This window comes from Humibacter sp., from assembly GCF_051954055.1.
Taxonomy (GTDB): Bacteria; Actinomycetota; Actinomycetes; order Actinomycetales; family Microbacteriaceae; genus Humibacter.
The window spans coordinates 22,176-48,197 of sequence record NZ_JBQCIE010000024.1 but is presented as its reverse complement, the minus strand read 5'-3'; the positions used below and the strand labels follow the sequence as shown (position 1 = coordinate 48,197).

General features: G+C 68.8%; 22 protein-coding genes. 16 read left to right on the top strand and 6 right to left on the bottom strand.

Features of this window, described 5'->3' with window-relative positions; all coding sequences use genetic code 11:
• Window positions 1-23: 23 nt before the first annotated feature.
• On the bottom strand, window positions 24-665 hold the full coding sequence (locus tag ACTHNC_RS03185) for a LysE family translocator (protein WP_440293147.1): 642 nt from the start codon (window positions 663-665) through the stop codon (window positions 24-26).
• A gap of 95 nt (window positions 666-760) precedes the next feature.
• Here ACTHNC_RS03185 and ACTHNC_RS03180 point away from each other — a divergent pair, with 95 nt between their 5' ends.
• A complete protein-coding gene (locus ACTHNC_RS03180; protein WP_440293151.1) occupies window positions 761-1,219 on the top strand; it encodes an Lrp/AsnC family transcriptional regulator in 459 nt (152 codons plus the stop codon).
• A 16-nt stretch (window positions 1,220-1,235) separates the two neighbouring features.
• On the opposite strand, the gene ACTHNC_RS03175 is transcribed toward ACTHNC_RS03180, so the two are convergent.
• Entirely contained in the window at window positions 1,236-2,273 is a 1,038-nt protein-coding gene (locus ACTHNC_RS03175) for a LacI family DNA-binding transcriptional regulator (protein WP_440293146.1), read from the bottom strand.
• Window positions 2,274-2,423: 150 nt separating this feature from the next.
• Between ACTHNC_RS03175 and ACTHNC_RS03170 the strand changes: the two genes are divergently transcribed.
• The 5 genes from ACTHNC_RS03170 to ACTHNC_RS03150 all read left to right on the top strand — a co-directional run bounded on the left by ACTHNC_RS03170 (window position 2,424) and on the right by ACTHNC_RS03150 (window position 8,478).
• Complete coding sequence (locus tag ACTHNC_RS03170) at window positions 2,424-3,371, top strand: carbohydrate ABC transporter permease (RefSeq protein WP_440293150.1); 948 nt, start codon at window positions 2,424-2,426, stop codon at window positions 3,369-3,371.
• Window positions 3,368-4,333 carry a carbohydrate ABC transporter permease gene (locus tag ACTHNC_RS03165; RefSeq protein ID WP_440293145.1) on the top strand — a complete coding sequence of 322 codons (966 nt, stop codon included), beginning with the start codon at window positions 3,368-3,370 and terminating at the stop codon, window positions 4,331-4,333. The genes ACTHNC_RS03170 and ACTHNC_RS03165 overlap by 4 nt, the downstream gene beginning before the upstream one ends.
• 56 nt (window positions 4,334-4,389) lie before the next feature.
• Window positions 4,390-5,739 carry an ABC transporter substrate-binding protein gene (locus ACTHNC_RS03160; RefSeq protein WP_440293144.1) on the top strand — a complete coding sequence of 450 codons (1,350 nt, stop codon included), beginning with the start codon at window positions 4,390-4,392 and terminating at the stop codon, window positions 5,737-5,739.
• A 100-nt stretch (window positions 5,740-5,839) separates the two neighbouring features.
• Window positions 5,840-7,615, top strand: a complete 1,776-nt coding sequence (locus ACTHNC_RS03155) for a glycoside hydrolase family 35 protein (RefSeq protein ID WP_440293143.1) — start codon at window positions 5,840-5,842, stop codon at window positions 7,613-7,615.
• Window positions 7,616-7,668: 53 nt separating this feature from the next.
• Window positions 7,669-8,478, top strand: coding sequence for an alpha/beta fold hydrolase (locus ACTHNC_RS03150; protein WP_440293142.1), 810 nt, complete (start codon window positions 7,669-7,671; stop codon window positions 8,476-8,478).
• A gap of 93 nt (window positions 8,479-8,571) precedes the next feature.
• On the opposite strand, the gene ACTHNC_RS03145 is transcribed toward ACTHNC_RS03150, so the two are convergent.
• Window positions 8,572-9,042, bottom strand: a complete 471-nt coding sequence (locus ACTHNC_RS03145) for a MerR family transcriptional regulator (RefSeq protein WP_440293141.1) — start codon at window positions 9,040-9,042, stop codon at window positions 8,572-8,574.
• Window positions 9,043-9,066: 24 nt separating this feature from the next.
• Here ACTHNC_RS03145 and ACTHNC_RS03140 point away from each other — a divergent pair, with 24 nt between their 5' ends.
• The 5 genes from ACTHNC_RS03140 to ACTHNC_RS03120 all read left to right on the top strand — a co-directional run bounded on the left by ACTHNC_RS03140 (window position 9,067) and on the right by ACTHNC_RS03120 (window position 14,620).
• Window positions 9,067-10,599, top strand: a complete 1,533-nt coding sequence (locus ACTHNC_RS03140; RefSeq protein ID WP_440293140.1) for an MFS transporter — start codon at window positions 9,067-9,069, stop codon at window positions 10,597-10,599.
• 24 nt (window positions 10,600-10,623) lie between these two features.
• Entirely contained in the window at window positions 10,624-11,100 is a 477-nt protein-coding gene (locus tag ACTHNC_RS03135) for a helix-turn-helix domain-containing protein (protein WP_440293139.1), read from the top strand.
• Between the two features lie 122 nt (window positions 11,101-11,222).
• Complete coding sequence (locus ACTHNC_RS03130; protein WP_440293138.1) at window positions 11,223-11,507, top strand: HepT-like ribonuclease domain-containing protein; 285 nt, start codon at window positions 11,223-11,225, stop codon at window positions 11,505-11,507.
• 150 nt (window positions 11,508-11,657) lie between these two features.
• On the top strand, window positions 11,658-13,820 hold the full coding sequence (gene helR, locus ACTHNC_RS03125) for an RNA polymerase recycling motor ATPase HelR (RefSeq protein ID WP_440293137.1): 2,163 nt from the start codon (window positions 11,658-11,660) through the stop codon (window positions 13,818-13,820).
• Between the two features lie 23 nt (window positions 13,821-13,843).
• On the top strand, window positions 13,844-14,620 hold the full coding sequence (locus ACTHNC_RS03120) for a thioesterase family protein (RefSeq protein WP_440293136.1): 777 nt from the start codon (window positions 13,844-13,846) through the stop codon (window positions 14,618-14,620).
• 10 nt (window positions 14,621-14,630) lie between these two features.
• Here the strand turns inward: ACTHNC_RS03120 and ACTHNC_RS03115 are convergent, their stop codons facing one another.
• Window positions 14,631-15,161 (bottom strand): hypothetical protein, encoded by a 531-nt coding sequence (locus ACTHNC_RS03115; RefSeq protein ID WP_440293135.1) that lies wholly within the window; start codon window positions 15,159-15,161, stop codon window positions 14,631-14,633.
• 135 nt (window positions 15,162-15,296) lie between these two features.
• Here ACTHNC_RS03115 and ACTHNC_RS03110 point away from each other — a divergent pair, with 135 nt between their 5' ends.
• A complete protein-coding gene (locus ACTHNC_RS03110; protein WP_440293134.1) occupies window positions 15,297-15,947 on the top strand; it encodes a GrpB family protein in 651 nt (216 codons plus the stop codon).
• Window positions 15,948-16,012: 65 nt separating this feature from the next.
• Window positions 16,013-17,257, top strand: a complete 1,245-nt coding sequence (locus ACTHNC_RS03105; protein ID WP_440293133.1) for an alpha/beta fold hydrolase — start codon at window positions 16,013-16,015, stop codon at window positions 17,255-17,257.
• Window positions 17,258-17,357: 100 nt separating this feature from the next.
• Here ACTHNC_RS03105 and ACTHNC_RS03100 read toward each other — a convergent pair whose 3' ends face one another.
• Window positions 17,358-18,575, bottom strand: coding sequence for an MFS transporter (locus tag ACTHNC_RS03100; RefSeq protein ID WP_440293132.1), 1,218 nt, complete (start codon window positions 18,573-18,575; stop codon window positions 17,358-17,360).
• A 43-nt stretch (window positions 18,576-18,618) separates the two neighbouring features.
• On the bottom strand, window positions 18,619-20,517 hold the full coding sequence (gene ilvD, locus ACTHNC_RS03095) for a dihydroxy-acid dehydratase (protein WP_440293131.1): 1,899 nt from the start codon (window positions 20,515-20,517) through the stop codon (window positions 18,619-18,621).
• Window positions 20,518-20,760: 243 nt separating this feature from the next.
• Here ilvD and ACTHNC_RS03090 point away from each other — a divergent pair, with 243 nt between their 5' ends.
• The 3 genes from ACTHNC_RS03090 (at window position 20,761) to ACTHNC_RS03080 (ending at window position 25,969) form a co-directional block, all read left to right on the top strand.
• Complete coding sequence (locus ACTHNC_RS03090; protein ID WP_440293130.1) at window positions 20,761-24,213, top strand: RICIN domain-containing protein; 3,453 nt, start codon at window positions 20,761-20,763, stop codon at window positions 24,211-24,213.
• Between the two features lie 126 nt (window positions 24,214-24,339).
• Window positions 24,340-25,134, top strand: coding sequence for a helix-turn-helix transcriptional regulator (locus ACTHNC_RS03085; protein WP_440293149.1), 795 nt, complete (start codon window positions 24,340-24,342; stop codon window positions 25,132-25,134).
• A 46-nt stretch (window positions 25,135-25,180) separates the two neighbouring features.
• Window positions 25,181-25,969 (top strand): putative protein N(5)-glutamine methyltransferase, encoded by a 789-nt coding sequence (locus ACTHNC_RS03080; protein ID WP_440293129.1) that lies wholly within the window; start codon window positions 25,181-25,183, stop codon window positions 25,967-25,969.
• Window positions 25,970-26,022 lie beyond the last annotated feature (53 nt).

Here is a 26,022-nt window from a genome sequence, read left to right as displayed (position 1 = left end):
CCCTTCTGCCCCAAGCCGTCGCCTCACACCGGGTTCGCCCCGGCCAGCTGGGCGACTCGCTCTGCGACGAGCAGGAGGCCGACGAGGATCATGGCCATCCCGGAGACGCGGCTGATGATGCGCGCCGCCACCGGACGAGCCATCCGGAAGCGTCGGGCCCCGAACCCCAACGACATGTAGAAGCCGAAGCATAGCGCCACGAACACGCCGCCGAGCAGCGCGAGCTGCGCCGTCATCGGCCACGCTCCGCCGGGGCGAGCGAACTGCGGCAGGATCGCCAGGAACACGAGCAGCCCCTTGGGATTCAGTGCACTCACGCCGATCCCTTTGCCCACGAGACGCCAGTGTCGCGACCCGTCGCTCGTGGCATCCGAGACGTCGATGGCCGACGGATGCCGTAGCGTCATGATGCCCAGATAGAGGAGGTACGCGGCGCCCAGGAACGTGAGGCCGATCAGGAACCCGTGCAGAGCGGTGACGAGCTGTCCGATACCTGCGGCGACGATGCCAGTCAGCAGCGCGTATCCGACGACGAGTCCACCTACGGCGGGGAACACGACGCGTTCACGCGCTCCGACGCCGAGCACGTACGCCCAGTCCGGGCCCGGCACCACGATCAGCGAGAGCGCGACCCCGGCGAATCCGAGCACTGCAGCGGGATTCATCCTGCCTCCTTTCGAGCAGGAACTTATGCCAGAATGCCCGCAAGGTGCTGCTCACTTCTGACTCCAGTAGCGCGGTGACGGGAAGAAATGTGACGATCGACAGGCTGGACCGCAAGATCCTTGCCGAGCTGCAGAGCGAGGGTCGGCTGAGCGTCACCGATCTCGCTTCCCGAGTCGGCCTGACGCTCTCTCCGACCCACCGTCGTGTGCGCGATCTGGAGACGTCCGGCGCGATCGTCGGATACCGGGCGATCGTGGATCCCGCCGCGCTCGGGCTGCACTTCGAGGCCCTCGTCTTCATCACCATGAAGCAGGAGGACCGCGAGACGCTCCTGGCCTTCGAGAAGGCGGTGGCGGACATCCCGAACGTGCTGCTCGCGCAGCGCCTGTTCGGCGACCCGGACTACATCCTGCGGGTGCGCACGACGGATCTCGACACCTACGCGCAGTTCCAGGACAACGAGCTCGCCCGCCTGCCCGGCGTTCAGCGGTTCCAGTCCACGCTCGTCATGAAGAACCTGGTGGTGGATCGGCCGTATCCGACCGAGCTGTAGCCACGACGAGCGGGTGTCAGACCGGGTTCCCGTACGCCCCGGTCGACGCCCGCACCACGAGCTCGTTGTCGATCAGGCGAAGCCCCGGATCCACCGTCTCGCGTTGGATCGCCTGGTTGAGCAGAGCGAATGCGCGCTGCCCGACCTCCGCGAAGTTCTGGCGAACCGTGGTCAGCGGCGGCCAGTACTCGGCCGACTCGGGGTTGTCGTCGAACCCGGCCACGCTGATCTCGCCGGGAACGTCGCGGCCCGCCTCGTGCAGGGCGCGCAGCACGCCGAGCGCGAGCTGGTCGTTCGCGCAGAAGACGGCGGAGACATCCTCTCGGGCGGCGATCGAGCGCCCCGCCTCGTAGCCGGACTCCGCTCGCCAGCTTCCGCCGAGAGGCTCTGGCGGCTCGATGCCGTGCGACCGGAGCGTCTCCCGCCAGCTGTTCGCGCGGTCCGATGCGGCATTCGACGTCTCGGTCGGGCCGGCCACGTGCCAGACGGTCGGATGCCCTAGCCCGAGCAGGTGCTCGACGGCGAGTCGTGCGCCCTGCCGCTGGTCCGCGTTCACCGAGATCCGGTCGTCGTACTCGCGAGAGTCCACGAGAACCGACGGGATGCGGTCGGGGAACGTGATCGAGTGCTCGCTGAGCTCGTGCGCCTCGAGGATGACGATGATGCCGTCGACGGCTTCGTGATCGAGCCGCGAGAGGGCATCCGTGATGCCCCCGGTCGACGGGTCGCCGATCGAGATGAGGTCGATCGAGAAGCCGTGGGTCGCTGCCTCGGCGGTGATCGCGTCGAGGATGCGGATGGATCCGATGTTCTGCAGCGTGAACATGAGCACGCCGATGGTCTGGAACCGGCCGCTCTTCAGGGCGCGCGCCGCGCTGTTGGGCCGGTAGTCGAGCTCGGCCATGGCGGCGAGCACGCGATCCCGGGTCTCGGCCTTGACGGTGTCGAGGCCGTTGGAGACACGGCTCACCGTCTGGGAGGAAACGCCGGCCCTCGCGGCGACATCGGCGATGGATGCCGGGCGAAGCCGCTCCCGTTGCTCCGTGTCGGTCATCCCCGCTCCTTCGCTCGCGGCCACTCTCGCCCTTCGACAGCGGCTGCCGGAGACCGCGAGTGCGACCGACAGAATCGTACCGCCGTGTATGTTAGCGTAAACATGTTTACGTGAACATCGTTCGTTGAGGAACCCGAATCCGTGTCGTCCATCACCACATCGTCCGCCGGTGCGACCGGCTCTCGCCGGAACGGCGACAGCTCGCCCGCCCGCCGCAAGCGCTCGACGCTGCAGCGTCGCGTCTCGCTCGCCGGCGTCGGCTTCATCACGCCGTTCATGATCGGCCTCGCGCTGTTCATCGTGGCGCCGATCGTCTACGCGCTCGCCTTGAGCGTCTTCCGCACTCAGCTCGTCGGCGGCACCGCCTTCGTCGGCCTCGGCAACTACATCACGCTCTTCCAGGACGCGAAGTTCTGGGAGGCGTTCCTGCGCGTGCTGCTGTTCCTCGTGGTGCAGGTGCCGATCATGCTCGTGCTCTCGCTCATCGCGGCGCTCGCCCTCGACAGCGCCCGGCTGCACGGTGCCGGGTTCTTCCGCATCGCGATCTTCCTGCCCTACGCCGTGCCCGGTGTGGTGGCCGCGCTCATCTGGGGCTTCATCTACGGGGACCAGTTCGGCCTCACGGCGGCCGTGAACGACGCGTTCGGCTGGCACCTCGCGCCACTGGCCAAGTCATGGATCCTCGGCTCGATCGGCAACATCGTCACCTGGGAGTTCATGGGCTACAACATGCTCATCTTCTACTCGGCGCTGCGGGTCATCTCGCCCGACCTGTACGAGGCTGCCGAACTCGACGGCGCAGGCGCCTGGCGAGTGATGTTCAACATCAAGCTCCCGGCCATCCGCGGATCCCTCGTGATCGCCGTCATCTTCTCGATCATCGGAAGCTTCCAGCTCTTCAACGAGCCCAACTTGCTGCAACCGCTCGCTCCGAACGCGATCAGCAGCAACTTCACGCCGAACATGTACGCCTACAACCTGTCGTTCGCCGGCCAGCAGTTCAACTACTCGGCGGCCGTCGCGATCGTGATGGGGCTCATCACCGCCGTCATCGCCTACGTGGTGCAGGTGCGCGGAACGAGAGCGGAGAACCGATGACCAGCGCGACCACGACAACGCCGACGGATGCCGGCATCCGGCAGAAGGATGCCCGCACTCGCCCGGCAGGCGGCATCCGTCGACCCGCCACCGCGGTGCGTCGACGCAGGCCGGCCGCACGCCCGCGCCGCAACATCCTGCTCACGATCGTGATGGCGCTCTTCGTCGTCTACTCGTTCGTGCCGCTGGCGTGGCTGCTCATCAACGCCACCAAGACGCAGGGCGACCTGTTCACCACGTTCGGGCTCGGCTTCGGCCACCACTTCGCCCTGTTCCAGAACATCGTCGAGACGTTCACCTACAAGGACGGCATCTTCCTGCACTGGTTCGGCAACACGCTGCTGTACGTCGTGGTCGGAGCAGGCGGCGCGACCCTGCTGGCGACGCTGGCCGGATACGGACTCGCGAAGTTCGCCTTCCGCGGCAGGCGCGCCGTGTTCGCGATCGTGCTCGGTGCGATCGCCGTGCCGGGAACCGCGCTGGCGGTGCCGACGTTCCTGCTGTTCAGCCAGCTCGGGCTGACGAACACGCCGTGGGCGATCATCCTGCCGTCGCTGATCAGCCCGTTCGGGCTTTACCTGATCTGGACGTTCGCGATCGACGCCGTCCCCACCGAGGTGCTCGAGGCGGCGCGCATGGATGGCGCCAGCGAGCTGCGCACGTTCTTCACCATCTCGCTGAAGCTGCTCGCGCCCGGCATCGTCACGGTGCTGCTGTTCGCGATCGTCGCCACCTGGAACAACTACTTCCTGCCGCTGATCATGCTGAGCGATCCGACCTGGTATCCGCTCACGGTCGGCCTCAGCCAGTGGAGCGCGCAGGCCACAGGTGTTGGCGCGCAGCCGATCTTCAACCTCGTCATCACCGGAAGCCTGCTCACGATCGTGCCGATCGTCGTGGCCTTCCTGTTCCTGCAGCGCTACTGGCAGTCGGGGCTGGCCGCCGGAAGCGTCAAGTCCTGAGCGCCGCCCCTCTACTCGAACCCCCTTCCCCATCCCGATGAAGTGAAAGGCACGAAATGAAACACAGCACGCGATCGTCGGCGCTCCGCCGGCTCGCATCCGTGGCGGCCGCCGGTGCGGTCGTCGCTGCCGCCCTGGTCGGATGCTCGTCATCCGGCAACGGGTCAGGCGCCAGCTCGACGGACGTGGCCGCGGCCCTCAAGCAGGGCGGAACCATCACGTACTGGACGTGGACCCCGGCCGCCAAGGCACAGGTCGCCGCGTTCGAGAAGGCGTACCCGAAGGTGCACGTCAAGCTCGTCAACGCCGGCACCAACACCACGGAGTACACGAAGCTGCAGAACGCCGTGAAGGCGGGCAAGGGTGCACCGGACGTCGCCCAGGTCGAGTACTACGCGCTGCCGCAGTTCGCGCTCAGCGACTCGCTCGTCGACCTCACGCAGTTCGGCTTCGACAAGCTGAAGAAGGACTTCTCGGTCGGTCCGTGGAACAACGTCAACGTGCAGGGCAAGCTCGTCGGCCTGCCTCAGGACTCCGGGCCGATGGCGATGTTCTACAACAAGACCGTTTTCGATAAGTACGGCATCACGGTGCCGACGACGTGGGCCGAGTACGTGGATGCCGCCAAGAAGCTGCACGCCGCCGACCCGAACGCCTACATCACCTCGGACAGCGGTGACCCCGGGTTCGCGACCAGCATGATCTGGCAGGCCGGCGGGCATCCGTTCCAGGTCAACGGCACGAAGGTGACGATCAACCTGCAGGATGCGGGCACCAAGAAGTTCACCGCGGTGTGGAACGAGCTCGTCGAGAACAAGCTCCTCTCCCAGACGCCGGGCTGGACGGATGACTGGTACAAGGGCCTCGGCAACGGCGATATCGCCACGCTGATCACCGGCGCCTGGATGCCCGGTGTGCTCGAGTCGTCGGTGCCGCAGGCATCCGGTCAGTGGGCCGTCGCGCCGATCCCGACCTACGACGGCAAGGCCGTGAACGCGGAGAACGGCGGAAGCTCCGAGGTCGTCATGAAGCAGAGCAAGAACCAGGCGCTCGCCGCAGGGTTCTTGAAGTGGCTGAACGACAGCAAGCAGAGCGTCGACATCTTCGTGAAGAGCGGCGGCGGATTCCCGTCGACGGTCGCTGACCAGAACTCCGACTCGTTCCTGAACCAGGCGCCCGCGTACTTCGCAGGCCAGAAGATCAACAAGGTGCTGGTCGACGGTGCGAAGAACGTGCTGCCGGGCTGGCAGTACCTGCCGTACGAGGTGTACGCGAACAGCATCTTCGCCGACACGGTGGGCCAGTCGTACAGCAGCGCGACCTCGCTCGACTCCGGGCTCGAGGCCTGGCAGAAGCAGCTGATCAGCTACGGCAACCAGCAGGGCTTCACGGTCAAGGCCGGCTAGCTCGCTACTGCTCGAAACCCACACCCGATGACGGGCCGGCTCGAACCATGAGCCGGCCCGTTTCCTCTGCCGCACCCGCACACACCTGGAGTTCTCACGCATGGGCCGTTTCGAGATCGGATCCGACGCCTTCCTGCTCGATTCAGCGCCGTTCCGCGTCATCTCGGGGGCGCTGCACTACTTCCGCGTGCATCCCGCGCACTGGCGCGACCGCATCCGTCTAGCCCGCGCCATGGGGCTCAACACCATCGAGACCTACGTTCCGTGGAACGAGCACGAGCCGCGGCCCGGCGTCTACGTCACCGACGATCCGACGCTCGACCTCGCTCGATTCCTGGAGATCGTCGCCGAGGAGGGCATGTTCGCGATCGTGCGCCCCGGCCCGTACATCTGCGCGGAGTGGGACGGCGGCGGCCTTCCCGGATGGCTGCTCGCCGACCCCGATGTGCGCATGCGCAGCACGGATGCCCGCTTCCTCGAACCCGCGAAGCGCTACCTGAATCACGTGCTCGGCATCGTCGCACCGCTGCAGGTGGATGACGGCGGTCCGGTCATCCTCGTGCAGGTGGAGAACGAGTACGGCGCGTACGGCTCGGACAAGGAGTACCTGCGGGAGCTCACCGGGGCGACGCGGGCATCCGGGATCACGGTTCCGCTCATCACGGTCGACCAGCCGAGCGGTTCGATGATCGCGGACGGCAGCCTGCCCGAGCTGCACAAGACGGCGTCGTTCGGCTCGCACACCGCCCATCGCCTCGCACACCTGCGGCGCGAGCAGCCGACCGGTCCGCTGATGTGCGGCGAGTTCTGGTGCGGCTGGTTCGATCACTGGGGCGCGCACCACCACACGACCTCGGCCGCGGCATCCGCAGCGGAGCTCGACGCACTGCTCGCCGCCGGCGCCTCGGTGAACATCTACATGGTGCACGGCGGCACCAATTTCGGCTTCACGAACGGTGCGAACGACAAGGGCGTGTACCAGCCGATCACCACCTCGTACGACTACGACGCCCCGATCGACGAGGCCGGAGAACCGACCGAGAAGTTCTGGGCGTTCCGCGAGGTGATCGCGAAGTACGCGCCCGTGCCGGAGTTCGAGCAGGTCGCGGGGTCGCCGGCGCCCAGCGTCGAGGTGCCTCTCGAGCCTGTCGTCGGGCTTCTGGATGCCGCGGCATCCGTCGGCTCCTGGGAGCCGCATTCGACGCTGCCCACCATGGAAGACCTGGGCGTGTACCGAGGCTTGGTCGGCTACCGGGCCGCGTTGCCCAACCATTCGCCCGCCGTGCTCACCTTCGGCGAGGTGCGCGACCGCGCGATCGTCGTTGTGGACGGCGTGCGGGTCGGAGTGCTGGCGCGCGAGCGGCACGAGCAAGCCCTGGTCGTGCCCGGCGGGCATGAGCTGCTCGTCATCGTGGAGGACGAGGGACGCGTCGACTATGGTCCGCGCATCGGGGAGCGGAAGGGCCTCATCGGCCCGGCGATGGTCGACGGCGTGCAGCTTGACCGGTGGGAGACACTGCAGCTGGACGCGGATGCGCTCGCGCACACGGCTGGTGCTGCTGCGTCGGGGCGCATCGTCAGCCGCGGGGCGGGCCACAGTGATCTGTCGCTGCCCGGGTTCCATCGCGCGGTGTTCGAGCTAGGGGCATCCGCCGACCTCTTCCTCGACACGAGTGGCTGGGGCAAGGGTGCAGCGTGGGTGAACGGGTTTCCGCTCGGGCGCTACTGGAGCGCCGGACCCCAGCGGACGCTCTACGTACCGGCCGGTGCTACGCGCACGGGGGAGAACGAGCTGGTCGTACTCGAGCTCGACGCGATGTCGTCGCGCACGGCCCGTTTCGTGCCGTCGCCGCAGCTGGGCCACACCGAGGAGTAGGCGCCGCGTTCCGCGGCCGGCGCTGAGCGGATGCATGCACGCCGCATAGGCAGGTGACTTACCGTGTCATCGTGCTCGGTTTGCAACGCGGTCCGACGCCGGGGAATGGCGCCGATGTGCTGCCGCGCCCCGACGCGCTGCCGGGCGAGCACTCGAGCTGGCAGCACCGGGTCGGCGATCTCCACGTGGAGGTGCGCGGCTCCGGGGCGCCGCTGCTGGTCATCCACGGCAACTCCGGCAACCTGCGCTTCTTCGACCGCAACGTGCCCCTCCTTGCGGAGCACCGCCGTGTCGTGGCGATGGATTGCCGCGGTCAGGGGCGGTCGGCACGGGGCACCGGCCCGCTCACGCTCTCACGCATGGCCGACGACGCGGCACGAGTGATCCGCGCGCTCGGCGCCGGAACGGATGCCGCACCGGAGCGGTTCGACGTGCTCGGCTTCTCCGACGGCGCGAACGTGGCGATTCTGCTGGCGGTCAGGCATCCGCAACTCGTGCGCTCCCTCGTGCTCGCCTCCGGCAACCTCGGCGTCAGCGGCCTGCGCTTCGGGGTGCGATGGGGACTGCGGATGCTCCACCTCGCCGCGATCCTCACCCCCGGCCCCGCGCGCAGGCGCAAGCTCGAGCTGCTGCGTCTCATGCTCGACTCGCCCGGCATCGGGATGCGCGACCTGCGCCGCATCTCGGCGCCGACTCTGGTGCTCGCCGGTCAGCACGACGTCATCCGTCGCGGGCACACCCGGATGCTCGCCAGCAGCATCCCGCACGCTCGCCTGCTCATCGTGAGGGGCGGTTCGCACACCGTGCTGCGCGATCAGGCGGAGTCGGTGACCCCGCTGGTCGTGGACTTCCTGACCTCGTAGGTCGCCTCGGCACCCGCTTCACGTCGCGAAATCTGCCGTTATGACGCCCGGATAACGGCAGATTTCGCGACCTGAACGCAGAAAGTCGGGCCCCTAACGGGGCGCCCAGAGCCGATCGGCTTCGCCGGCGGCCAGGCTCCCGCGATAGACCGCGATCTTGTGGTCGATGGTCTGCAGGTTCTCCTGCACCTCGGCGAGCTTCTCCAGCACGCTCGCGCGGTGCGCCTCGAGCAGTTCGAGGCGTTCCTGCTCGTTGCCCGGCCCTGCTGCCACCAGCTCCGCGTACCTGCGGATGCCCTTGATCGGCATCCCGGTGGCGCGCAGCTTGGTGCAGATCACGATCCACTTCAGATCGAGGTGGCGGTATCGACGACGGCCCCCGCTCGTGCGGTCGACGGGCGAGACGACGAGGCCGGCGCGCTCGTAGTAGCGCAGCGTGTGGGCGCTCACGCCGGTGCGGCGGGCCGTCTCGGCGATGGTCACGCCGCCCTCCGGCACCTCATAGTCTGCCTCCGATGGATGGGCGGGATGCGTCGGCGTTGGCGCCGTCTTGACTTCGAGCACGCTCTAAATCCTACGTTCGAGACCATGCGAGCCCCCAGCCCGATTCCATCATCCGGCACTCCGACCCCACCCATGGTGCGCGCCGCGCGGCCGGCCACCGAGCCGAGCCGCGGCAGACGCGTGCTGATCCGCGCGATCTGCTGCGTGAGCATGATCGTCGTCGTGATGGACCTCTCCATCGTGAACGTGGCACTGCCGGACATCCGTCGCGAGCTGCACGCCACGGCGACTGGCCTGCAGTGGACCGTCGACGCCTACGCCCTCGTGCTCGCCGTCTTCCTGGTGCTTTCCGGCTCGCTCGCCGACCGGTTCGGACGTCGAAGGATGTTCGTCATCGGCCTCGTGATCTTCGGCCTCGGCTCCCTCGCGTGCGGGCTCGCCCCCACGATCGGATGCCTCGTCGCGGCCCGCGCGGGTCAGGCCGTCGGGGGTACGATGCTCAACCCGGTGGCGTTGGCGATCGTCGCGAACACGTTCACCGACCAGCGGGAGCGCGGCAGGGCGATCGGTGTGTTCGGCTCGATGAGCGGCGTGGCGCTCGCCCTCGGCCCGGTGTTGGGCGGAGTCCTCGTCGACGCGGCCGGCTGGCGCGGCGTCTTCATGGTGAACCTGCCGATCGTCGCGCTCGCCGTCGTACTCGTCACCGTGTTCGTGCCCGAGTCCCGCGCCGCTCGCGCCCGCCGCTTCGACCCCGCCGGACAGCTGCTGGTTGCCGTCCTGCTCGGCGGCGCGGTGTTCGCCGTCATCGAGGGCGGATCGCTGGGCTGGACGTCCCCGGCGATCCTGGCTGCGGCCGCCGCCTCGGTCACGAGCGCCATCGCCCTCGTCTTCGTCGAACGCCGCGTGCGGGATCCGCTGCTGGAGCCGAGGCTCTTCCGCAGCGTGCCGTTCGTCTCGGCGCTCGTCATGGCGATCCTGGCCCTGTGCGGCTTCCAGGCGTTCCTGTTCGTCATCACGCTCTACCTGCAGACGGTCCGCGGCCTTCCCGCCTGGTCGGCGGGGCTCTGCCTGCTGCCGATCGGCGTGCTCGTGCTCGCGCTGTCGCCGATCTCCGGTCGCATGGTCGGCGCGCGCGGCCCGCGGCATCCGCTCCTGATCGCGGGTCTCGCGCTCGCCGTGGCGGGCATCGCGCTGCTCTGGGCCACTCCGACGACGTGGATGCCCGCACTGCTGGCCGCCTTCCTCCTCGTCGGCGTGTTCCTCGGCTTCGCCAACCCGCCGATCAGCAACACGGCGGTGTCGGGAATGCCGCGATCCATGGCGGGTCTCGCCGCCTCTCTCGCGTCGGCGGGCCGGCAGGCGGGCACCGCTCTGGGCGTCGCGATCGCGGGCGTCGTGGTCGGACCGAGCCTGGGCATCCTGAGCACGGGAATCCATCACACCGGCGCGGAAGCCGCAGCGTTCACCGATGCGGCTCGCGGCGTCTGGTGGATGCTCGCATCCCTCGGCATCACACTCGCCGTTCTCGCCGTGTTGAGCACCGGCCGCTGGGCGCAGGCGACGGCGCGGCTGGCCGCGGCCGAGTTCGAACACCAGACGGCCAAGGGCGACAGGTGATATCCATCGCGATATAATCGCGGCATGCCTCGATTCGACCCGGCGTCGGCAGCTTCGCTCGTCCGAGAAGCGCGGCGAGCAGCGGGCCTCACACAAAGGGCTGTCGCCGACCGTGCGGGCATCCGTCAGCCCAACCTTGCGGCGATCGAGGCGGGCCGGCGCGCCCCGTCTGAAGAGTTGCTGGAGCGCATCCTCAGGGCGGCGGACTACCGGCCGAGTTCCGCGTTGCGCGTGCACCGGGACGAAGTGCAAGCCATCGCGGACAGGTATGGGCTGTCGAAAGTTCGCGTGTTCGGTTCGATCGCACGTGGGGTCGATGGGTTCGACAGCGATATCGACCTGCTCGTCGAACTGGCAGATGATGCGGACACGCTCCGTGCATACGCTGCTCCTGAGCAGATCGAACGGGTGACCGGGTTTCCGGTGGACATGTTCGTCGAGTCGGCCGCACGAAAGTCCTCAATCGGCCGGGCTGCGCTTGGCGAGGCCGTTCCCCTGTGAACCGAGCAAGCAGCGGTGCCGGAACCTCGAATGACGGCCGCGACAGTGCGGGGAGTGCCGGTGAGCGTGACGCACGGAACCTGCTCGAGGAACTGTCGGGGATCACGGCCAGGATCACACGCGTGCGGCGGAGCGACAGAGCCGACTTCATCGAGGGATCACCATCGCACGACGCGGCATGCATGGCCGTGATCCGGTTGAAGTCGCTGACCGAGGTACCGAAGTTCTCCGACCTCACGGCGCTGATCGACGAGGCACAGCTCGCGGGCCTGGCGCGCGTCAGGAACATCGCTGCTCACGGGGGCTACCTCGAGATGAACGATGACATCTTGTGGGATGTCGTGACGGAGCGGCTTGGTCCGATCGTCGACCTGCTTAAGCAGGCCGTGAGCGATCGAACGGACTAGCCTCCTCCGGTCGAATCGCGGCCCGAACTGTGCGTGCAACGCCTGCATTTCCATTATCCCGCACGGGCAGGGGCTTGCCGCAAGGGCCATCTGCCCTGGCAGAATCGCTGGTCGCGCCGGGAATCCAGCGCGAGAATGATGGGGCTACGGATGACCACGACACACGCGAGCGCGTTCGCGCTCCCCGGTCGACTCGCGGCGAAAGCGGACCAGGCGCTGATCGGCGCCGACGAGGAGCACTTCGCTGCCCTGCGGCGAACACTCGACCGCCAGCTCGCCGACCTCCAGGCCCGGCTCGTCACCGCTCGGCGGGAGCCCGGCGGCGTCGGCCAGCAGGCGATGGACCGCGACCTGGAGATCCGCCGCCTGGCGTCCCGATTGCGGCTGCTGCGTCGCTTCGGACTCGACCTCTGCCTCGGCCGCATGGTGGCCACCGACGGCGGCGAGCCGATCTACATCGGGCGGCTCGGTCTCACCGACGACGACGGACGCCGGCTGCTGGTGGACTGGCGGGCACCGGCATCCGAGCCGTTCTTCGCCGCCACGCACGCGAACCCGATGGGCCTCGCGAGCCGTCGACGCTACCGATGGAGCAAGGGCCGCATCACCGACTACTGGGACGAGGTGTTCACGGCCGAAGGACTGGAACACAAGGCCGCGCTCGACGACCAGTCCGCATTCATCGCGAGCCTCGACGGCACCCGTTCGCCGCGCATGCGCGACGTGCTGAGCACCATCCAATCGGATCAGGATGCCATCATCCGGGCCGACTCCCACGGCCCGTTGGTGGTCGACGGCGGCCCGGGAACCGGCAAGACCGTCGTCGCGCTGCACCGTGCCGCCTACCTGTTGTACTCCGAGCCGCGCATCGGCGGCGCGGGCGGAGGCGTGCTGTTCGTCGGCCCGCACCAGGCATACCTCGAATACGTGGACAACGTTCTACCCAGCCTGGGCGAGGACAGCGTGCGCATCTGCACGCTGCGCGACCTCGTGCCAGAGGGCGGTTTCGCGTCGGATGAACGCGACCGCCGGGTGGCGCGGCTGAAGGCATCCGCTCGGCTCGTCGACGCCGTCGAGGCTGCCGTGAAGTACTACGAGCAGCCGCCGACCGCCGACCTCGTGGTCGAGACGCCGTGGGGCGACACGGAGCTGGGTGCGGCCGAGTGGGCCGAGGCGTTCGACTCCGCTGAGCCCAGCGAGCCGCACAACGAAGCAAGACAGCAGGTGTGGGATGCCCTGCTCGAGATCCTGGTCGACCAGCTCGACGACGACGAGGTGCCTCCGCACCAGCTGCGCCGCTATCTGGCCGGCGATGACGCCCTGTCCGGGGCGTTCGCGAAGGCGTGGCCGCTGCTCGACCCGGCCGGCGTGGTCGGCGACCTGTGGTCGGTGCCCGCGTACCTGCGGCTGTGCGCTCCCTGGCTCGACGACGCCGAGGTGAGGATGCTGGAGCGCGCGGATGCCCGCGCCTGGACCGTCCCCGACCTCCCGCTGCTCGACGCCGCCCGGCTGCGCATCGGTGACCCGGATGCCACCCGCCGCGCCCGCGAACGCGGGGCCGCGCTCGCTGCGGAGCGGGAGCAGCGTGAGCGCATCACGGAAGACCTGATCGCCTCGGACGACTCCGAGATGCTCGTCATGACCATGCTGCGCGGACAGGACCTCCAGAACGCATTGGTCGATGAGGCGGCGCTGCCGGCAGCGGATCCGGACGCACTCGCCGGCCCGTTCGCGCACGTGATCGTCGACGAGGCGCAAGAGCTCACCGACGCCGAGTGGCGCATGCTGCTGCAGCGCTGCCCGTCGCGCAGCCTCACGATCGTGGGCGACCGGGCGCAGGCGCGGCACGGCTTCACCGAGTCGTGGCACCAGCGGTTGGCGCGCGTCGGGCTGGGCGAGGCGGTACAGGCGTCGCTGAGCATCAACTACCGCACGCCGCAGGAGGTGATGGATGCCGCCGAGCCGGTAATCCGCGCCGCGATCCCGGATGCGAACGTGCCGGTCTCGATCCGTCACGGCGGGCGTCCGGTGGTGCGGGCATCCGCGTCCCAGCTGCGCGGCGTCGTCGACACCTGGGCGGCCGAGCACGCGGAGGGCGTGGCGTGCGTGATCGGCGACGCCTCGTTCGAGGGCAGCGCGCGGGTCCGCTCGCTCAGCCCGGAGCACGTGAAGGGCCTCGAGTTCGACCTCGTGGTGCTGGTCGAACCCGACCGCTTCGGCGACGGCATCGAGGGCGCGGTCGACCGTTATGTCGCGATGACGAGGGCGACGCAGCAGCTGGTGATCCTGACCACTCCCGGCGGGAAATGGTGAGCCGCCTCGTTACGATCCCTTAGGTGACCGCTTACTTCGAACGCCTCGACGACTCCCGTTTCCGTGCAACGGAGGCGGTGGGCGGAGCGTGGGATCCGATGGAGCAGCACATCGCCCCGGCGCTCGGCCTGCTCACGCACGTCGTCGAGCGCGCGTTCGCCGGGCGTCTCGCCGACGGGCTGCAGCTCGGCCGGCTGTCGTTCGACATCCTCGGCACGATGCCGATCGACGTGGTGGAGATCGAGACACGGATGCTGCGACCCGGCCGCACCGTCGAGCTCGTCGAGGCGACGATGAGCCACGGCGGGCGGGCATCCGTCATCCTGCGCGCGTGGATGATGGCCAGGCACGACACGGAGGCGCTTGCCGGGAACGCGTTCCCGTCGATGCCTTCTCGCGAGGAGCTCGAGGACTGGCGCGGGTTCGACGCCTGGCCCGGCGAGTTCGTGCGCACCGTCGACGTGCACGGCAAGCGCCTGGAGCAGGGCCGCGCGCAGGTGTGGCTGCGCCCGCGTGTGCCGCTGCTCGAGGGAGAGCCGGTGAGTGCGACGGGACGGCTGCTGAGCATCCTCGACATCGCCAACGGCATCACGCCGCGGTTCGCGCCGCAGGATGTGCTGTTCCCCAACATCGACCTGACCGCGCACCTGTTCGCGGAGCCGCAGGGCGAGTGGCTCGGGTTCGACACCACCGTCGCGTACGGAGTGAGCGGCCTGGGCGTCACGCAGACCGTGCTGCACGACGAGAGCCGCGTCATCGGCACGTGCGCACAGGGCCTCACCGTGCGTCCGCGTCGCTGACGCAGCGGCCTCAGCGACGCAACGCGGCCGGCCGCGGGAGCCCGAGGTCCTCGAGCAGGTCGCCGAGCGCTCGGTCGAGTTCGGCGCCGGCCTGCGTGACCTTGTTGATGCCGAACCCGCGCAGTCGTGCACTCGGAACGTCGAAGCTCAGGATGGTGCCGGCATCCGGCGCGGCGTGAGCCTCGAGGCGAAGCGGCGAGTACAGCATGGCGGCCGGGTCGTGGCGGAAGAGGCGTGCCCCGATCGCGTGGTTCACGATCAGCCAGACCGCGCTCGGCGTGGCGTTGCCGGCATGGCGCATCAGGTCAGACGGCGACCACGACCAGACGCGCACGAACCCGCTCGGTGCCTCCCACAGCAGGCCGCGGGTGAATGCGGACCAGTCCCCGTCCTCGGCGAGCCGTGCGAGGGCATCCGCCTGCGACAACTCGGGCACGGCCTGCTCGAACGCGGCGACGAACGCCTCGAACCGGGCGTTCGCGTGCATCCTCACTCGCACCGCGGAGTAGTCCGTTGTGGTCTCCGTCGCGTCGTACGTCACCGTGACATCCTCGCAGCGGCGTCCGGGCCGCGGGCGTCGACGTCGACGTCGACGGATGCTTGCAGCCGGCACTCGCGGAGTCGTAGCCTGGTGGACTTTGTTCGTTCGGAGCGGACACGGAAACAGGAGGTCGGAGTGCGCACGCAGCACGAGGAGAAGTACCCGGAGGAGCTCGTCCGCCGGCAGCTCGGAGACGAGGACCAGCAGGACATCCGCTGGGTCGACGGTCCGCCCGCCGCCTTCGACCCGATCGTCATCGTCGAGCCCGACCCCGCCTGGCCGGCGGAGTATGAGCGTGAGCGGACGAAGATCGCGGACGCGCTCGGCGACCTCATCGTGCGTATCGAGCACGTCGGATCGACGTCGGTGCCCGAGCTGCCGGCCAAGCCGATCATCGATATCGATGTGCAGGTTCCCGACTCGTCCAACGAGGCCGCCTACGTTCCCGCGCTGAACGCCGCCGGCTACCGCCATGTGCTGCGCGAGCCGTGGTGGAACGGACATCGGATGCTCGTGCGCACCGGCGGCGGCGTCAACGTGCACGTGTTCCAGGCCGGAACTCCCGAGCCGCTCCGGCACCTCTTGTTCCGCGACTGGTTGCGCTCGCATCCCGACGACCGCGACCTCTACGCCGCCGCGAAGCGACGACTCGCTGTCGAGACGGTCGATGACCCGGACTCGTACAACCTCGACAAGAATGCCGTCATCGACGACATCTACTCGCGCATCTTCAGCGTGCCGCCGCACGAGCATCCGTCCTGGCCGGCCGCTGGTTTCACCGTGTAGTCCGCTGCTGACGGCGGGACCTCGACGTCGGGAAGCGCCGGTCGACGCGACCATAGACTCGCAGCATGGTCACGACGAGACGCATGCAGGACCTCACCGTCGACGAGCACACCATCTCGGTCCCGCTCGTGTGGGACGACGCGGCGGATGCTCGCACCATCGAGGTGACGGCATCCGTCGTCGCGCGAGAGGGCGGCGAGCGGCTGCCGTACCTGGTCTATCTTCAGGGCGGTCCCGGCCACGAGGCGCCGGTGCCGTTTCACGCGCCGAGTGCGCCGTCGTGGCTCGATGCGGCGCTGCAGCACTACCGCCTCGTCATGCTCGACCAGCGAGGCACCGGACGCTCCACGCCGATCGGCGACGCTGACCTCGCCCGCGGTGCCGATGCGCTCGCCGAACACCTCACGCACCTGCGCGCCGACTCGATCGTGCGCGACTGCGAGGCGATGCGCGAGCACCTCGGCGCGTCGCAGTGGAACGTGCTCGGACAGTCGTTCGGCGGGTTCACGACCGTGGCGTACCTCTCCACGCACGCGGCATCCCTCGACACCGTGTACTTCACCGGCGGCCTGACCGCCGTCGGCAGGCATCCGGATGACGTCTACTCGCTCACCTACGACAAGATGCGTGCCGCGTCGCTGGCCTACTACCGCCGCTTTCCGGAGCATCGTGACCGGATGCGCCGCCTCACCGACCTCGCCGCCGACGGTCGCATCGAACTTCCCAGCGGTGAGGTCGTCTCGGTGTCGCGGCTACGCTCGCTCGGGATGCTGCTGGGAACGAACGACGGATGGCAGACGCTGTGGTCGCTGCTGCAGCAGGACGCGGGCACCAACGCGTTCCGCCACGACCTCGCGTCGGCGCTCCCGTTCAGCGCGCGCAACCCGCTGTACTACGTCATCCACGAGTCCAGCTACGCGGACGGGCAGCCCACCCGCTGGTCCGCGGAGCGCGTCGAGCCGGACGACTTCGCGGTCGACCCGACGCTTCTCACCGGGGAGCACGTGCGACGGGAATGGCTCGACACCGTGCCCGAGCTGGCGCCGTGGCGGGAGACGGCCCTACGGATCGCGGACGTCGAGTGGCCGCGACTCTACGACGCGGACGCGTTGCAGGCATCCGGTGTGCGCGGCGCCGCCGCCGTATACGTGAACGACGTCTACGTGCCGCTGGAGTTCTCGCTCGAGACCGCCGCACTACTGCCGCGCGTGCGGCCGTGGGTGACGAGCGAGTTCGAACACAACGGCCTGCGCGCGGGCGACGTGCTTGGCCGTCTCATCGAGCTTGCGCACGACCGCCGCGTGCGCTGAGCACCCGTTGCGCCGGCCGCTTCGCCGGACGCGAATTGCGGGTATTCCGCGGCACACCCGCAATTCGGGGCAGCGGAACGTCAACGGCAGGGGCTATCGCTCACGCACGCAACGGCAGCAGCCGGTTGCGCGATCCGAGCACGCCGAACACGACCTGCACGACGATGACGCCGAGCATCACGATGAGCGGCACGGCCCACGCGCCACTGGCGTCGTGCAGGACGCTGATCACGATCGGTCCGGTCGCGGCGAGCAGATAGCCGATCGACTGGGCCATGCCCGAGAGCGCGGCGGACTGGCCGTGGTGGTGCGTGCGCAGGCCGAGCAGGGCGAGGGCGAGCACGATGGATCCGCCGGAGCCGAGTCCGACGAGCGCGATCCAGAGCAGGCCGAGCGCCGGCGCGGTCAGCTGTCCGAGGATGCCCACGAACATCAGCACGCTCACCCCCACCGCGATCGTGCGCTGGTCGCGCATGCGGTTGATGGTCGCGGCGCACAGCACCGTGCCGAGCAGCCCGAACATCTGGTACGCGAACTGATGCCACCCTGCGACGGCGGCGGAGACTCCGGATGCCTGCTCCACCGACGGCCACCACGTGACCACCGTGTAGTAGATGGTCGACTGCAGACCCATGAACAGCGTCACCTGCCAGGCGAGTGCGGCACCCCACGGCGAGCGGTACGAGCGCGCGACTGGACGGGCGGGAGCCGCCTCCGACGGCACACGCATCCGCTCCGGCCCGTTCCGCAACTGCGGAAGGAACACGGCGAACGCGATGAGCGCCAGCCCCGCCCAGATGCCCAGCGAGAGACGCCAGCCGTGCGGTGCGACATCCGCGATCGGGACCGCGACTCCGGCCGCGATGGCCGCGATGCCGGACTGCACGGCGGAGTACGTCCCGGTGACCGAGCCGACCCGGTTCGGGTAGTCGCGCTTGACGAGCGCCGGAAGCAGCACGTTGAGCACGGCGATCGCGAGGCCGAGCAGCACGGTGCCGGCCCAGAGCGTGACGAGGCCGGGCCAGGACCGGGCGACGATGCCCACCGCGAGCACGATGAGCGCGCCGCCGAGTGTGCGCTCGATGCCGAACTTGGCGGCAAGCACGGGCGCGACCGGCGAGAACACGCCGAACGCGACCAGCGGGATCGAGATGAGCACGGATGCCGTGACAGCGCCGATCCCGAGATCGCTGCGGATGTCGCCCAGCACCGGCCCCACCGACGTGATCGCCGCGCGCAGGTTGGCCGCGATCAGCAGCAGTCCGATCAGCAGCATGCCGCCGCGCGCCACGCGCAGCTCGGCTGGGGAATCAGACACGACACCTCGTTTCGATGGGGGACCCCTACGAGGGTAGGGCTGACTACACCCCTACCGGCGCGGGCGTCCGCGTTGCGGCGACCGCAGCCTCTACGGCATCCACGTCGCGCACCGCGCCCGTGTCGGCAGAGGTGGCCATCAGCGCATAGGCACGCAGCGCGGGCGACACCACCCGTTCGCGGCCGACCGGACGGTAACCACCTGCGTCTTCGATGGCGCGACGGCGGTCATCCAGAACCGTCTCGGGCACGTCGAGCGTGATCGCCCTGCTCGGGATGTCGATCACGATGCGGTCGCCGTCCTCGACGAGTGCGATCGTGCCCCCTGCCGCCGCTTCGGGCGAGACGTGCCCGATCGACAGGCCCGACGTGCCGCCCGAGAAGCGGCCGTCCGTGATGAGCGCGCACGCCTTGCCGAGTCCGCGTCCCTTGAGGAACGAGGTCGGGTAGAGCATCTCCTGCATGCCGGGCCCGCCGCGCGGCCCTTCGTAGCGGATGACGACGACGTCGCCCTCCTTCACCCTCTTGCCGAGGATGCCCTCGCACGCCGCCTCCTGCGAGTCGAAGACGACCGCGGTCCCGGCGAACGTGTGGATGGATGCGTCGACACCGGCGGTCTTGACGACGGCACCGTTCTCGGCCAGGTTGCCGCGCAGCACCGCCAGGCCACCGTCGGCGGTGTACGCGTGCTCCATGTCGCGGATGCAGCCGCCCGCGGCATCCGTGTCGAGCTCCTCCCAGCGCTCGGACTGCGAGAACGCCGACGACGACCGCACGCCACCGGGCGCGGCGTGCCACAGCTCGAACGCGGCGTCCGATGCCTTGCCGCTGCGGACATCCCACTCGTCCAGCCACTCGCCGAGCGAGTTCGAGTGCACCGAGTGCACACTCTCGTCGAGCAGTCCGCCGCGTCGCAGCTCGCCGAGGATCGCGGGGATGCCGCCCGCGCGGTGCACGTCCTCCATGTAGTACGTACGCGTGGCCGCGACGTTCGGCGCCACCTTCGCCAGGCACGGCACCCGGCGGGAGAGAGCATCGATCTCGTTCAGCCCGAAGTCGACACCGGCCTCGTGCGCGGCAGCAAGCAGGTGCAGGATCGTGTTCGTCGAGCCGCCCATCGCGATGTCCAGCGCCATGGCGTTGCCGAACGCCGCGGGCGTGGCGATGCTGCGCGGCAGCACGGATGCGTCGTCATCGTCGTACCAGCGCTTCGCGATCTCGACGGTGAGGGCGCCGGCACGCTCGTACAGGTCGCGGCGTGCAGTGTGCGTGGCGAGCGTTGACCCGTTGCCGGGCAGCGAAAGCCCGATCGCCTCCGTGAGGCAGTTCATCGAGTTCGCGGTGAACATGCCGGAGCACGAGCCGCACGTGGGGCACGCGGCCTCCTCGATGCGCTGCAGGTCGGCATCCGACACGTTCTCGTTCGCGGATTCCGACATCGCGTCGATGAGGTCCAGCGTGCGCACGGTGCCGTTCGCGAGCACCGCTCGACCGGACTCCATCGGACCGCCGGAGACGAACACCGTCGGGATGTTCAGCCGCAGCGCGGCCAGGAGCATACCCGGGGTGATCTTGTCGCAGTTCGAGATGCAGACCAGTGCGTCGGCGCAGTGCGCGTTGACCATGTACTCGACCGAGTCCGCGATGAGGTCGCGCGACGGCAGCGAGTAGAGCATTCCGCCGTGCCCCATGGCGATGCCGTCGTCGACCGCGATGGTGTTGAACTCGCGCGGGATGCCGCCCGCCGCGGTGATCGCGTCGGAGACGATGCGACCGACCGGCTGCAGGTGCGTGTGCCCAGGCACGAACTCGGTGAAGCTGTTGGCGACGGCGACGATCGGCTTGCCGAAGTCGCTTCCCTTGACGCCGGCGGCGCGCAGCAGCGCGCGGGCTCCGGCCATATTGCGGCCATGGGTGACGGTGCGAGAGCGTAGTGCGGGCATGGTGACATGCTGCGGTGCCCGCATTGCGAGCGGAAGACGCCCTGGATGCTAGTAGTCCGAGTACCAGATGTCTGCAGCGCTTCGCTCCATCGATTGACACGCTTCGGCCTGCACCCCTACGATCGTGCTTGCCTTGATGTTTACGTAAACATGTTCACGTCGACAGGGGGCGTTCGGGCCGGCGCTGCTCCTCGAAGGATCGACCAACGGGATCGCACCGCCGCGATTTCGGGAAGGTCGAAGATGAACTCCAACGTACGAGGGCGCGTCGCCGGGCATCCGCGTCGTCGTCGCTCCATGCTCGCGGGCCTGCTGGCCGGTGCGGTCGGCGCAGTGCTCGCCGTGGGCGGGCTGACGCCCGCCACGAGCGCGCAGGCGGCGACGACCGACGCGTCCGGCTCCGCGACGACGATCACGCCGAATCCGTGGGATGCGTCGCAGCCGTTCCAGGGCTGGGGCACATCCCTCGCATGGTTCGCGAACGCGACCGGCGGCTACCCCGACGCGCTGAAGAACCAGCTCTACGACCTGCTCTTCGGCAAGGACGGGCTCGACCTCACCGTAGCCCGCTACAACATCGGCGCCGGCAACGCGAGCGATGTGCCGGACTACATGCGCCAGGGCGGCGCGGTCGACGGCTACTGGAAGGCCGACACGACGGGGACCAGCGGTCTCTACGGCGGGGCGACCACGACGCTGGCGAACAAGTCGACCATCCTCTCCGACTTCAACGCCGGCGACAGCTCGTACTACGACTGGAGTCAGGACCCGACGCAGCGCTGGTGGCTCTCGAAGCTCGCGAACGACAAAGACGTGACCGGGCTCGAGGCGTTCGCCAACTCGGCGCCCTGGTTCATGACCGAGTCGGGCTACGTCTCGGGCGGCTTCAACTCCAGCGCACAGCAGCTGAGCACCGACGCCGTGGACAAGTACACGCAGTACCTCACGACGGTGACCGAGCACCTTGAGAAGGAATACGGCATCCGTTTCCAGACCCTCGATCCGTTCAACGAGCCGAACACGAACTACTGGGGCACCACGCTCGTGAACGGCACCCCCAAGCCGGGCGCGCAGGAGGGCATGCACGTCGGGGCCGACCAGCAGCCGGCCGTGATCGCATCGCTGCAGAACGCGCTGCAGGCTGCCGGGTCGGACACGAAGATCGCGGCGATGGATGAGACGAACACGTCGCTCTTCGTCACCGACTGGGATTCCTACCCGACGGCAGCGAAGGATGCCGTGAGCCAGCTCAACACGCACGCTTACGGCACCTCCGCACGGCTCCAGGTGCGCGATCGCGCCACCAGCGCCGACAAGAAGCTCTGGATGAGCGAGGTAGAGGGCAGCTGGGACTCCAGCGGATTCGTCCCGTCGTCGATGACGAACGCGCTCGGATTCGCGAGCCAGATGAACGGCGACCTCAACGGTCTGCGTCCGGTGTCGTGGGTGCTGTGGCAGCCGGTCGAGGACTACTACAACATGCAGGTCAACGAGAAGTCGAACTGGGGAGAGGCCTACGTCGACTTCGACTGCCGGTACTACGACACGAAGACGAACGCCCCGCTCGCGAGCGCGTCATCCGCGCCGAAGGGCGATCCGGTGGCCTTCCTCTCCGCGCGCCGGGTTGCGGCGAACGGCGGCTCGACGGCCGGTGTGCCCGCCTGCGGCATCAAGCTGAACTCCAAGTTCAACGTGCTGCGCAACTACACGAACTTCATCCACCCGGGCGACCGGCTGATCCCGACCAACGACGGCTCGTCGACCGCGGCGATCGCCAAGAACGGCAGGTCTGCGACGATCGTGCATTCGAACTCGGGCTCGAGCGCACAGACGGTCACCATCGACCTCTCCAAGTTCGGCTCGATCGCGAACGGTGCCACCGTGACCGCGTACCAGAGCACCGCTCCGGATGCCTCATCCGACGGCACCGTCGCCCAGATCGAGGCGACGGGAGTCGTCAAGCAGGCTCCGGTCGCCGTCGACCGCACGTCGAAGTCGGTCACCGTCACGGTGCCCGCCAGATCCGTCACGACCCTGGTCGTCGATGGCGTCTCGGGTGCTGTCCCGGACGTGCGCGACGGTGGCACGTATCAGCTGGCTGGCGTGCAGTCCGGTCTCGCGCTGACGGATGCCTCGGCATCCGGCTCCGGCTCAGCGACGACGATCACGACGCCGGCCACCACGACCGGCACCGCTACCACACAGAAGTGGACGTTCCACCGCGTACAGGACTCGAAGCAGCACGCCACCAAGCAATACGTGCTGACCACGCCGAGCGGAGGCGTTCTCACCGCGACGAGCGCGGGCACGGCGATCAGCGACCTGACTCTGACCGACGCCGAGGCCGACCCGAACGCACTCTGGGTGCTGCAGACCACGGACGGAGCAACGTACTCGCTGGTCAACAAGGCGGTGTCTTCGGCCCTCGACGTCGGCGGCCAGGCGACAGCGAGCGGGTCGCCCGTTGGTGTGTACGGCTCGAACGGCGGCTCCAACCAGGCGTGGTCGCTGCGCTCGGTCGTTCCGACCGGGGCCGTGCAGCAGAGCGTCGCCACCCCGGTCGGAACGGCGCCGGTGCTGCCGGCGACGGCAACACCGACCTATTCATGGGGCAAGGGGACGGCCGTAGCCGTGACGTGGCAGAACGTTCCGCAGGCGGCATGGAGCAAGCCCGGTTCCACCACCGTGAAGGGCACCGGAACGGATGTCTTCGGCAACTCCTTCACGGCGAAGCTCGTCGTGGTCGCCGGGGCGTACGTGATGACCGACCCGGTCTCGGCGACGGTTTCTGCCGGCGCGTCTCTGGCATCCGTCGAGTCCGCTGCGCCGAGCACGGTGCAGGCGAGGATCGGCGACGTCGTCGACCAGACGTTCCCCGCGACCGCCACCTGGAACTGGAGCTCGCTCAGCGACGCATCCTTCGCGTCCCCTGGCGTTGTCACGGTCAGCGGCACGGTGCCGTCGAATGAGCAGGGCGCAGTCGACCTACCTGCGACACTGAATGTGATCGTGGTCGGCTCCGGCGGTACAACGGACCTGTGCGGGCCGAACACCCCGGTTACCGTTGCCGCCGGTTACACCGAGGGGTCGTATGCCGCGTCGCGCAGCTGCGACGGCACGGTGAGCACGTCGAACTACTGGTCAGACTGGAAGAACGGGGGAATGAGCTCCGACACGCTGACGTACACGCTCGGCGCCGAGCACGTCGTCGGGTCGGTGGATGTCACGCCGACCGAGCGCGCGCCACTGGCGATCACGGTGCAGTACCGGAACGCCGCAGGCGACTGGGTCGACACCACGGCGACCGGCGTCACGGGATTCGTGAACGACGCGACCACCCCGGTGTCCTTCACGGCCGTGACCACGACGGCGCTGCGACTCGAGCTCTCGCTGAACTACTACACGAAGATCTCCGAGGTCGCGATCAACGCGGCGGCACCGGCGCCATCCGCCGTCGATACGCTGGCAGCACTCCGAGTGGCCAACACCTCGATGAGTGGATTCGATCCGGCGACGACCTCGTACACCGTCGTTGCGCCGCACGGCACGGCGACGACCGTCGTCGCGGTGCCGACGGACTCGAATGCAAGCGTGTCCGTCGACCAGGCGACGGATCGGCATCCGATCGCGACCGTGAAGGTCGTCGCGGTGGACGGCACGACGCAGACCTACACGGTGACGTTCGTGAAGAAGTGAGCGAGTAGCGGGTCCGGTGACGTACGGCGGCCACTCCATCACTGGACCCGCTATCCGGTGTTGGACACCATCACCGGACCCGCTACTCGGTGCTAGTAGTGCGAGCACTAGTGTGGACCCGTGGGAATCGCGGAGAAGGGCAGGGCCGAACTCGGCGCGTTCCTTCGCGCCCGCCGCGAGAACCTCTCGCGAACGGACGCCGGCCTTCCGCCGGTCGGACGCGCCCGCACCACAGGCCTCCGCCGCGAGGAGGTCTCATACCTCAGCGGAGTGAGCGTCACCTGGTACACGTGGCTCGAGCAGGGGCGTGACATCCATCCCTCCCGTCAGGTTCTGGATGCCCTCGCCCGCACCCTGCGCCTCACCGTCACCGAGCACGCGTACCTGTTGTCCCTCGCCGGGTATTCGGCTGCCACCACAACCGGACGGCCACCCGTCGCGACCGCACCGCCTGCCCTGCAGCGCTTCATGGATGCGCTCGCCGACTCCCCCGCCTACACGGTCACGGCGGACTGGCGCATCGCCGGCTGGAACGCAGCGTACGCCGAGCTCTACCCCGGTGTCGCGACCGCCCGCGCCGAGGACCGCAACCTGCTCTGGCTGGTCTTCACCGACCCCTTCGTGCGCGAGCTGCTTCCGGACTGGGACGTCACGAGCCGGCGCTTCGTCGCCGAATTCCGAGCGGATGCCGGTCCTCGCCTCGGCGATCCGGCCTACCTCGACCTCGTCTCGCGTCTCGAGGAGGCGAGCCCGGAGTTCCGCTCGGCATGGGCGGCGCACGACATCGAGGGATTCGCGTCGCGCGAGCGGGTCTTCAGGCATCCGACCGCCGGCCTCATCACGCTCGAGCACCACCAGTTCGTGCCGTCCGACCATCCCGACCTGCACGTGGTCGTGTACACGCCTGCCCCGCAGGGCTGAGCGACCACGGAACGCACGACCGAGCATGAGCCCGTACGCTCGCCCCATGCCCGCCGACTCCGACCGCACACCCCCCGGCTTCGACGCCGTCGTCGCCCGCCTGCGCGCAGCGGGCTGCGTCTTCGCGGAGGACGAGGCGCGGCTCATCCTCGACGAGGCGTCCGATTCAACTCAGCTCGAGGACTTCATCGCGCGCCGCGTGGCGGGCGAACCGCTGGAGTACATCCTCGGCTGGGCCGAGTTCTGCGGGCTCCGCGTCAGCGTCGCGCCGGGCGTGTTCGTTCCGCGGCAGCGCACCACACTGCTCGTGCGGGAGGCGCTGCGAGTCGCACCCCGCGCGCCCGTCGTGCTCGACCTCTGCTGCGGCGCCGGCGCCATCGGCGCGGCCATCCTCGCTGCTCGAACGGATGCCGCCGTGTACGCCGCCGACATCGACGAGGCGGCTACGGAATGCGCACGACGCACTCTGGGCACAGACCACATCTACACCGGCGACCTCTACGAGCCGCTGCCCGACTCCCTGCGCGGCCGCGTCGACGTCATCGTGGCGAACGCACCCTACGTGCCCACGGATGAGATCCGCCTGATGCCGCCGGAAGCGCGCGAACACGAGGCGCTCGCTGCGCTCGACGGCGGTGGGGACGGACTCGCACTCCACCGACGAGTCGCCGCCGGCGCTCTCGAGTGGCTCTCGACCTGCGGATACGTGCTGATCGAGACCAGCAGGAGGCAGGCATCCGCGACGGCGGGCATCCTCGAGGCGGCGGGCTTCTCCACCGCGATCGTGCGCGATGACGACGTGGATGGCACGGTCGCCGTCGGGCGACACCGCTAGCCGGCATCGGACCGCCCGCGCTCCCAGCTTGCCTGCGCTCTACGGCGGGTAGA

Coding starts and splice junctions, on each gene's coding strand:
- ACTHNC_RS03185 (WP_440293147.1), bottom strand. CDS start 665: ATGAATCCCGCTGCAGTGCTCGGATTCGCCGGGGTCGCGCTCTCGCTG.
- ACTHNC_RS03175 (WP_440293146.1), bottom strand. CDS start 2,273: ATGACCGACACGGAGCAACGGGAGCGGCTTCGCCCGGCATCCATCGCC.
- ACTHNC_RS03165 (WP_440293145.1), top strand. CDS start 3,368: ATGACCAGCGCGACCACGACAACGCCGACGGATGCCGGCATCCGGCAG.
- ACTHNC_RS03160 (WP_440293144.1), top strand. CDS start 4,390: ATGAAACACAGCACGCGATCGTCGGCGCTCCGCCGGCTCGCATCCGTG.
- ACTHNC_RS03155 (WP_440293143.1), top strand. CDS start 5,840: ATGGGCCGTTTCGAGATCGGATCCGACGCCTTCCTGCTCGATTCAGCG.
- ACTHNC_RS03140 (WP_440293140.1), top strand. CDS start 9,067: ATGCGAGCCCCCAGCCCGATTCCATCATCCGGCACTCCGACCCCACCC.
- ACTHNC_RS03135 (WP_440293139.1), top strand. CDS start 10,624: ATGCCTCGATTCGACCCGGCGTCGGCAGCTTCGCTCGTCCGAGAAGCG.
- helR (WP_440293137.1), top strand. CDS start 11,658: ATGACCACGACACACGCGAGCGCGTTCGCGCTCCCCGGTCGACTCGCG.
- ACTHNC_RS03105 (WP_440293133.1), top strand. CDS start 16,013: ATGGTCACGACGAGACGCATGCAGGACCTCACCGTCGACGAGCACACC.
- ilvD (WP_440293131.1), bottom strand. CDS start 20,517: ATGCCCGCACTACGCTCTCGCACCGTCACCCATGGCCGCAATATGGCC.
- ACTHNC_RS03090 (WP_440293130.1), top strand. CDS start 20,761: ATGAACTCCAACGTACGAGGGCGCGTCGCCGGGCATCCGCGTCGTCGT.
- ACTHNC_RS03080 (WP_440293129.1), top strand. CDS start 25,181: ATGCCCGCCGACTCCGACCGCACACCCCCCGGCTTCGACGCCGTCGTC.